Genomic DNA, 578 nt, shown 5'->3' with positions numbered 1-578 from the left:
TTTTGACGATTTTTATTTCGTGGCAAAAGTAAACGGTTTTAGTTTTCCACTTCATTTAGGAAACAAGAAATACCGTAAGGTTTTTCATTCTAAAATTATCCAAATCTCTCCTTAAAAAGAAGTTTTGATCCGCAATAATTGAGGAAAGTTTTGAAAAGATTTGTTAGAATCAGAAGAAATATTTCTTCTCTAATAGGACTTTTTATATGGTTACGTCCTTTGGTAAAATCTTACGTAAACTTCGCATTGATCACTCAGAACGTCTCTTAGATATGGCTAAGAAATGAGGTATATCTGTAGCATTTTTATCTTCAGTCGAGATTGGCAAGAAATCTGTACCTGTTGGTATGGAAGAAAAGATCATAGAGCTTTATGGTTTAGATACAGCTACTGCTTTACTGTTAAGAAAAGAAGCCTATGCATGTCGTAAGAGTTTTACAATAAAGCCTTCTGATTCATGCAGATGTGAAATTGTTGGCATGTTTGTTAGAAACTTAGAAAATTTTTCACAACAGGATATAGCAAGATTAAAAAGATTACTGGAGAAATTCGGTAAAAAAACAGGCGTCCTATAGGGG

Annotated in this window: 1 pseudogene; it reads left to right on the top strand. The window is 32.9% G+C overall.

The window, feature by feature from the left end:
- Window positions 1-206: 206 nt before the first annotated feature.
- A pseudogene (locus BN202_RS09640) lies at window positions 207-575 on the top strand (helix-turn-helix domain-containing protein).
- Window positions 576-578 lie beyond the last annotated feature (3 nt).

The sequence above is a fragment of the Bartonella florencae genome (assembly GCF_000312525.1).
Classification (GTDB): Bacteria; Pseudomonadota; Alphaproteobacteria; order Rhizobiales; family Rhizobiaceae; genus Bartonella; species Bartonella florencae.
The sequence above is the reverse complement of the archived record's forward strand: the minus strand, read 5'-3'. Positions and strand labels throughout refer to the sequence as shown.